The 8,219-nt window shown below is 49.3% G+C and carries 6 protein-coding genes; all 6 read right to left on the bottom strand.

The window, feature by feature from the left end:
- Positions 1-1,768, bottom strand: a 1,768-nt coding sequence (gene sprA, locus WBV75_RS06375; RefSeq protein ID WP_424119805.1) for a cell surface protein SprA, incomplete at its 3' end; no start/stop codon positions are given.
- A gap of 5 nt (positions 1,769-1,773) precedes the next feature.
- On the bottom strand, positions 1,774-2,355 hold the full coding sequence (gene ruvA, locus WBV75_RS06380; protein WP_424119806.1) for a Holliday junction branch migration protein RuvA: 582 nt from the start codon (positions 2,353-2,355) through the stop codon (positions 1,774-1,776).
- A gap of 48 nt (positions 2,356-2,403) precedes the next feature.
- Positions 2,404-4,695, bottom strand: a complete 2,292-nt coding sequence (locus WBV75_RS06385; protein WP_424119807.1) for an NADP-dependent malic enzyme — start codon at positions 4,693-4,695, stop codon at positions 2,404-2,406.
- A 279-nt stretch (positions 4,696-4,974) separates the two neighbouring features.
- A complete protein-coding gene (locus WBV75_RS06390) occupies positions 4,975-5,370 on the bottom strand; it encodes a hypothetical protein (RefSeq protein WP_424119808.1) in 396 nt (131 codons plus the stop codon).
- Positions 5,371-5,381: 11 nt separating this feature from the next.
- A complete protein-coding gene (locus WBV75_RS06395) occupies positions 5,382-7,100 on the bottom strand; it encodes a sodium:solute symporter (RefSeq protein WP_424119809.1) in 1,719 nt (572 codons plus the stop codon).
- A gap of 143 nt (positions 7,101-7,243) precedes the next feature.
- Positions 7,244-8,197 (bottom strand): tRNA epoxyqueuosine(34) reductase QueG, encoded by a 954-nt coding sequence (queG, locus tag WBV75_RS06400; protein WP_424119810.1) that lies wholly within the window; start codon positions 8,195-8,197, stop codon positions 7,244-7,246.
- Between the last annotated feature and the right edge of the window lie 22 nt (positions 8,198-8,219).

Below are 8,219 nucleotides of genomic sequence, written 5' to 3' on the forward strand. Positions count from 1 at the left end.
TGAACACATCCAGTAGAATCCGCTCTTCCAGGGGCCTAGGTGTATTTGGCCAGCCTGCATCAGGGTCCACCGGTGTAATATAATTTCGAGGGGTGGGATCGTTATAAAGGATATTTAGTTTAAAGTCGTCCTGGGCCAGCTGAAAAGCCCCGGTCGCATAGATATTTTTCATCATCAGGTCCCATATCGGATCCGATACATTGGTAATATTACTTTTGAGCAACTTCACCACCAGGGTGTTATTGTTGACCTGTAACTCTACCCCCGGATCCACGGTGGTGGCATCTATCCCACCATTGGCAAATTCTCCCACCTGAAAAACCTCCCCGTTAACGGTGTATTGAAAAGCAACACCTAAAACCTCATCGTTGCTCAGTCTCTGATTCAGGGAAATATACCCCAACTGGGTGTCAAAGGTGTAATCGCGAATCGGTTCCAGCTTACGTGCATTCTCCAGAATAGCATAGTCAAAGCCCTGATTGGCCGGATAGCCCCCGGGTATCTGGAAAGCGTCATCGACCGTAGCGATGTCACGGATATCCCCGGTAAGGACACCGCCATTATCAATGAGGGCAGGGTCGTAGTCATTGGCGCCATTTCTCGGTAAATCCGGGTTCGCTGCGTTTGGATTAAAAAATCCGGGGGGATCCCCTCCAAGACGGCCGATCCGGGTATTATCCGGAACGGTTTCCCCTAAATCCTGAATCGCTACAAGATTCCGGACATTCTGGGTTATTTGACTCCGGTTGGTCACCCAGACCTCAAGCCGTGTGATCTGGACCTGACTTCGAATAAATGGATAGTCCTCGAGGGCATCATCGTACCGGTCCCTGAAATACTGGGCGAGAAAGAAGTGGCGGTCTTCATCGTAATCCAGGGCTGTAAGTTCGTATTCATTAAGCGTCCCACCACCCTGGGCCACTACCGTATTGTTCTGTGACCGCTGCTCGGAAAATACTGCCGTCACCGTAGTACGGCCGAACTGAAGTTGGGTTTTTACTCCAAAAAGACTTTGGGCCCCTGTAACCAGGGAACTGTTCAGGGGCATATTGACATTTCCCACCTCAATTTTCTGGATGATGTCATCCTCAGTGGGCGTGTAATCCAGCTTGATCAAATTCTGGAAATCGAAAGTGGCCTCGGTATCGTATTGGGCGGAAACCTGCAGTCTCTCACCAATCTTTCCCAGCATACTCAGACTAATACGCTGGTCAAAATCAAAGGCGAGATTTGTGCGGTTCCTGGGCGATAGGGCGGGATTGTCGTTTTTCTGCCAGATCACCCCGAGGTCCATTGCCACGGACCCCTGTGGAATTACCTCTATGGAATTTCCACCGAAAATCGTTTCAAAAAAGCTGCTGTTCACGTAGAAATTGGGAAGGAGGTTTTTTCGGGCTTCTTCGCTGCCCTCCTTTTTCCCCGAAAAGGCATCCATCTTTTGCTTGAAATAGGATTTGATATCCTCCTGACGGATGAGTTCCAGATACTGTTCAGGGGTGAGAATGACAGGGTAGGATATGTCGTATTCCCCCACGCTTTCCGTGTAAATATACCGATCCAGATTTGGGTCATAGGTATACTTGGAAATAATGCTTTCCGGATTCTCCATACGCAACCTCCCCAGCGCGACACCGGTTTTAACGGAATCTGCCTCAGTTGGTTCGATCTCCTGTCCCCTTACCGTCCCTACGAAGGTGAGAAGCAGAAAAATCAGGAAGAAAAACGGTTTGCAAAAGGATCTGAAAAAATTAGATGCCCCTGTTTTCAAACGATTTACAAATTTTTAAGCGCACTTTTGATAATACCCTCTACGCTTAGTGCAGGATCCTGGCGTAAAACCGCATCTACGGTCTTTTCCGCCCCCTTACGGGCAAAACCAAGAACCTCTAATGCAGATAACGCTTCTTCCTTATTTGTATTGCCTGATTCAGGGGAAACTTCATCGAGGTCGTAAACTTTCAGAATCTTATCTCTTAAATCGAGAATAACACGTTGGGCCGTTTTGGCCCCAATGCCTTTTACCGCCTGTATTGCAGGTACATTCTCCCCGGCAATCGCATCCCTGATCTGAGCGGGGGTCATTGAGGAAAGCATGGTTCGGGCCGTGCTCGTCCCGATTCCGGAAACGGAGATGAGCAACTTGAATATTTCCCGCTCCGCGGGACTGTAGAAGCCAAAGAGAATGTGGGCGTCCTCCCGGACCTGCAGATAGGTGAGTATTCGCAGGTGTTCCTCATCCTGGAGGGCTTCAAAAGTATTGAGTGAAATATTTACAAAATAGCCCACCCCTGCGCACTCGATAACGACGTGCGTAGGGTGTTTTTCAATCAGTTTTCCGGTCAGGTGATGAATCATAGTAGGTATGGATTAATGGATACTTCTTGTTGGGGATCTCTTTTAAGACTAGCTTTTGCGGGCTTGTTTTCGCTTTTCGCGTTCCTGGACATCGATAACGGCAACCGCCGTCATATTGACCATTTCTTCCACAGAAGCGCCCATCGGTATCACGTGGACCGCCTTTCGTAGCCCCAACATGATCGGCCCTATGGTATCGGCTCCATAAAGCTCCTTGAGCAGTTTATAGGTAATATTGGCGGATTCCAGGTTGGGAAAAATAAGGGTGTTGACTTTTCCGCCTACCAGGCGGGAAAAAGGAAATTTATTTTGGTTCATTTCGCGATTCAGGGCAAAATCTGCCTGGATCTCCCCATCGACCTGGAGTTCCGGGTATTGCTCATGTAGAATCTCAACGGCTTTTCCAACTTTTCGGGCGTTGGGATGATCCGATGAACCAAAATTTGTATAGGACAACAAGGCCAGTACCGGATCAAAACCAAAAGCCACGGCAAGATTGGCTGTCATCCGCGCAATCTCAGCAAGTTCCTCAGCCGTTGGATCAATAATAATAGAGGTGTCCGCTAAAAAATATGGGCCTTTCGGGGTAATCATAATGTGCACCGTCGCGGCCCGGGCTACGTCCGTTGACCGCCCGATAACCTCAAAAATAGGTTTGATAACCGTGGGATAGGCGCGGGTGTATCCCGAGATCATACCATCCGCATCCCCCTCCAAAACCATCATCGCTCCAAAGTAATTCCGCTGACGCATTTTTATATTAGCCCCATAGAGTGTCGTACCCTTTCGGCTGCGTCCCTGCCAGTATCGCTCCGCATAGTGCTGGCGCTTTTCAAGGGAATTCGGGGCGTACAGATCGATAATAGGAATCTCTGCATCAAATTCGAGTTCGCGCATCAGGCTTTCGATTAGGATGCGGTTCCCGAGAAGGATGGGGTGGGCAATACCCTCTTCGTAAACAATCTGGGCTGTTTTTAGTACGTCGAGTTGGTCGGCCTCGGCAAAGACGATCTGTTTTGGCTTTCCTTTGGCCCGGTTCATCAACATTCGCATGACCTTCTTTTCATCTCCGGAACGGACCAGCAGTTCGCTCCCGTAGCGGTCCCAATCGGTTATCGGTTCCCGGGCAACTCCACTTTCCATGGCAGCTTTTGCCACTGCCGGAGGTATTTCCGATATCAATCTCGGATCGAAGGGTTTCGGGATGATATAGTCACGCCCAAAGGCCAGTCGGGTTTCCCCGTAGACAATATTTACCTGTTCCGGGACAGGCTCCTTGGCGAGGTTTGCCAGGGCTTTAACCGCCGCCATTTTCATGGCCTCGTTGATTTTGGTGGCACGTACGTCCAGGGCCCCCCTGAAAATAAATGGGAAACCGAGCACATTGTTCACCTGATTCGGATGGTCCGATCGACCCGTGGCCATTATGACATCCTCCCGGGTTTCCACCGCCAGGGTGTAATTGATTTCAGGATCCGGATTGGCCATGGCGAAAACAATGGGGTTTTCAGACATGGACAACAGCATTTCTGCCGTCATGATATCGGCTACGGAAAGCCCTATAAAAACGTCTGCCCCAACGAGCGCCTCCTCGAGGGTATCCATTTTCAAATCCGTTGCGAATTCCAACTTTTCAGGGGTGAGATTGTCGCGGTCTTTGCGAATCACCCCCTTGCTGTCAAGCATTAGTATATTCCCCGGATTTGCCCCGAAAGCCTTATAAAGTCGGGTACACGAAACGGCGGCCGCACCCGCACCGCTAATGACGATTCGAACCTCGCCAATATCCTTCCCCGCCAGCTCCAGCGCATTCAACAAAGCGGCTGCAGAAATAATTGCAGTCCCGTGCTGGTCGTCGTGCATGACCGGGATATCGAGTTCCTCCTTCAGGCGCCGCTCTATTTCAAAGGCTTCCGGTGCCTTGATATCCTCCAGGTTTATTCCCCCAAAGGTAGGAGCCATTGTCTTGACGGTTTCCACAAACGTATCCACATCCCGCGTATCCAGTTCAATGTCGATTCCGTCTATATCTGCAAAAATCTTAAACAACAAACACTTTCCTTCCATCACCGGTTTTGAAGCCTCCGGACCAATATCGCCAAGTCCCAGGACAGCCGTGCCATTGGAAATCACAGCGACAATATTCCCCTTGGCCGTGTATTTATACACCTGGTTGACATCTTTGTGGATTTCCTTACAGGGCTCGGCCACTCCGGGAGAATACGCCAGGGCCAGATCCCTTTGGGTACTATAGGGTTTGGTAGGAACAACCGCTATTTTGCCCGGTTGGGGTTTCGCATGGTAAATCAGTGCTTGACGCCTTTTGGTTTCTTTGCTCATTCCAGTGGATTTGAAATACAAAAGTAATGGGATTATTGTTCTAAATTACCTGAAGGGGAAGTCTGAACGGGACAAATAGGGGGCAAACCACGGATTTTTTGTAATAGTTTCACCATCGGAATACCCGGTTTCTCTGGCCTTGTTGAGCACAGCAATCATTTCGTCTGCCCTCTCAAGACGGGCCAGGTCCTCGGCCCGTCGGATCCAAAGACGACTGTTCCCGGGAAAGAGCAGGGTCAGGAGTTCATTGCAATACAGGGAATCCTCGATCTCGCCTTTTCACCGGAAGGACTCAGAGGCCTCAATGGGCATGGCAAAAAGTTGATTTTTAATACGCCACAGCAAGTCCGTACCCCCTACTGCTACATCCCCGTATTTTTTATCAAGGGATCGTATTTGCCGCAGCCACCATTTTTGATCCATCGAAGGGGGACTCTCCTGCAGTTCGGAACGGAAGCGTTCGGAATACAGGTTTCGCAGCCGCGTTTCGGCGACCCGGATCTTTTCAAACCAGGTCTGCTGTCCCTTATATTCCCGGCTCTTTTCTATCTGCGCGAGGCGCCTGCGGATGGAATCCATTTCCCCGGGATAGGTTTCCGTATACTGACGGATCAACCGGGTGTATTCCCAATGACTTTCCAGATACCGCCCCGAGGCATAAAGGGTGTCAGCCACATGTATATCCCCTACCAGAACCAAACCACGATTATAGTGGTCAGGAGCAATAGTATTACGGCGAGATAGCGGTAATTCTGATACCAGGGCAGGGCCTTTAATTCTTCAGTTTCAGAGGTAAACAACTCTTTTTTATAGGTATACTCCGCCACTTTTTCTGCCTCCGGTTTACCGGTGGACAGACTCACAACGACATGGATTATCACACTTATAAGGAAAAGAATATTGGCTTTGGCGAGAAAATGGAAATCGTTGAGATATGGCCAAATATCAAAGGATATCGACAGAATCATAAAAAGCGCAAAAACACCTCCCACAATCAGACTCCAAAACGCGCCATTGGCGTTCGCCCGCTTCCAGAATAATCCGAGGATAAAGGCAGAGACCACAGGTGGGCTGGTAAAGGCAATAACAAGCTGAAGGTATCCCCAGAGCGAATCACTCACCCTTTCGATAAACGGCACCCATGCCGAAGCCAGGATAACGAGAACAAGGGTGGCAATCTGCCCGGACCGCACCAATTGTTTACTGGTGAGTTCGGGTTTGAATTCCCGGATAAAATCCATAGTTATCAGCGTAGAAGCCGAATTAAAAGTGGCGGAAACCGAAGACATCATTGCTGCCAGCAGGCCGGCTACCACGAGCCCAAGTACTCCGGTGGGGAGTAACTGAAACAACAGTACCGGATAGGTTAGGTTCGGGCAGTCTGCCAGGTTATTGCACATACCTCCAGTGGCCAGGGGATAATTCAGTCCGGAAATATCCAGGTTGTTAAAAAGCAAAAGCGCCAAAACCCCGGGAACAACCATAATAAAAATTACGGGGAGCTTGAGAAATCCTGCAAAAAGCGCTCCCCACCGCCCGTGGTTCAGATCCTTGGCCCCCAAAACCCGTTGTACCATAAACTGGTTGTTCGCCCAGAAATAAAACCCAAGCAGGGCTACTCCTGAAATCAGACCCCACCAGGGCATGAACTCATCATTATTGGGACGTACCAGGCTAAATACATCGTCAGCTGTCTGGGGCACGTATTTCCCCTCAGCGACCCTGTCTCCAAAATTCACTTCCCCCGCCGCGAGCATACCATCGAGGCCTTCCATCATAGCCTGCCATCCGCCACCGAGTTCCTCAAAAGCAAAATAGGTAAGCAGGCAAGAACCGATAATCAAAAGGATCGCCTGTATGACCTCGGTCTGTATTACCGAGTTCAAACCGCCGGGGATCGTATAGGCTGCTGCGGCAATGGCCAGGATGATAATAATAAGGGTCGAACTGGTTTCCGGAAAAAGCAATTTAAGGACAATACTTCCAACGTAAAGCCCGGCCGCAGTATCTACCATGACATTCCCGATAATGGTAATCAGGGAAAAGTAATATCTCGATCGTTTATCATAACGCTTCTGAAGGAACTCCGGCATGGTATAGACTCCGGATTTCAAATAGAAGGGTAGGAAAAAAATGGAGAAAAAGATAAGGATCACTACGGCATACCACTCGTAGTTATAGACATTCACGTTGGTCTGAAACCCGTCTGAAGCCAACCCCACGAGCGTCGAACTCGATATATTGGCAGAGAAAAGGGCAATACCCACAATAGGCCAGGTCATTGTCCTGCCACCCAAAAAATAATCCTCCGAACTACTCCTTTTAGACTTCGATATCCCATAGATAATAATCCCTACCAGATATACTACAATGACTACAATGTCCAGCGTTCCTAATCCGCCCATAAATTAAGATTTAGTTAGTTTTGTTTAGTCAGTTAACCGGAAGGAAACACCTTTGGCCTCATCCCGACGATGTCAAGATAACGACTTTATCCCTCTTGCGAAAATCCGCCCCCGGGAACTCCAGAAGATTTACGGACAATACGCTATCCCGTATCGGTATCCACCTCCGGGTTTCCGGAATCCTTTACGTATGCGATATTGCGTTTCAGCCCTGTGAACTTTGTACGCTCCACAGCGGATTGATCAAAAACCCGCTTGAATACTTCTTCAGTCAGTTCCTCCCAATCCCGCCTGTTGTTCGTGAGAAGTTCCTCTTTTGGTTCAAAGGCGGGTTCCTCATGCGGTGTGGCAAATCGGTTCCACGGACATACATCCTGGCAAATGTCACAACCAAAAATCCAGTCGTCCAGATCCAGCCCCAAACCCGAGGGGAGTTCATTTTTCAGTTCTATGGTGAAATAGGATATACAACGGCTGCCATCCACCACATAAGGCTTGACAATAGCCTGCGTGGGGCAGGCATCGATACAGGCTGTACACGTTCCGCAATGATCAGTAACCGGGCCGTCATAATCCAGTTCCAGATCGAGGATCAGCTCTGCAATAAAGTAGTAAGAGCCCACCTCTTTGGTGAGTAAATTAGAATTTTTACCTATCCAGCCCAGACCGCTTCGAGCCGCCCAGGCTTTGTCCAAAACCGGGGCAGAATCTACAAAGACCCTTCCATGGACAGCTCCTACCTCATCCTGTATCCCGGAAAGGAGTTCGCGCAATTTGCGTTTAATTACAAAGTGATAATCCTCCCCATAGGCATATTTGGAAATCTTGTAGGTGTCCTCCCGCTGTGTCCTGGATGGAAAATAATTGTACAGCAGGGATACTACTGATTTTGCTCCCGGAACAAGGAGTCCCGGATCCAGGCGTTTGTCGAAATGGTTTTCCATGTAGCCCATCTCCCCGTGCATGGAATTTTTAAGCCAGGCTTCCAGTCGCGGAGCTTCATCCTCGAGAAATCCGGCTTTGGAAATCCCGCAAGACAAGAAGCCCAGGCGTTTGGCTTCAGACTTTATGAATTGGCTGTACCCGGTCGTGCTCACAAGCCTAAAGTAAGGCTTTAGG

It is taken from the genome of Robiginitalea sp., assembly GCF_049588695.1.
In the GTDB taxonomy this organism is placed as follows: domain Bacteria; phylum Bacteroidota; class Bacteroidia; order Flavobacteriales; family Flavobacteriaceae; genus Robiginitalea.

Bases quoted from the DNA above. Each gene is read 5' to 3' on its own strand.
- ruvA (WP_424119806.1), bottom strand. From the start codon at position 2,355: ATGATTCATCACCTGACCGGAAAACTGATTGAAAAACACCCTACGCAC.
- WBV75_RS06385 (WP_424119807.1), bottom strand. From the start codon at position 4,695: ATGAGCAAAGAAACCAAAAGGCGTCAAGCACTGATTTACCATGCGAAA.
- WBV75_RS06395 (WP_424119809.1), bottom strand. From the start codon at position 7,100: ATGGGCGGATTAGGAACGCTGGACATTGTAGTCATTGTAGTATATCTG.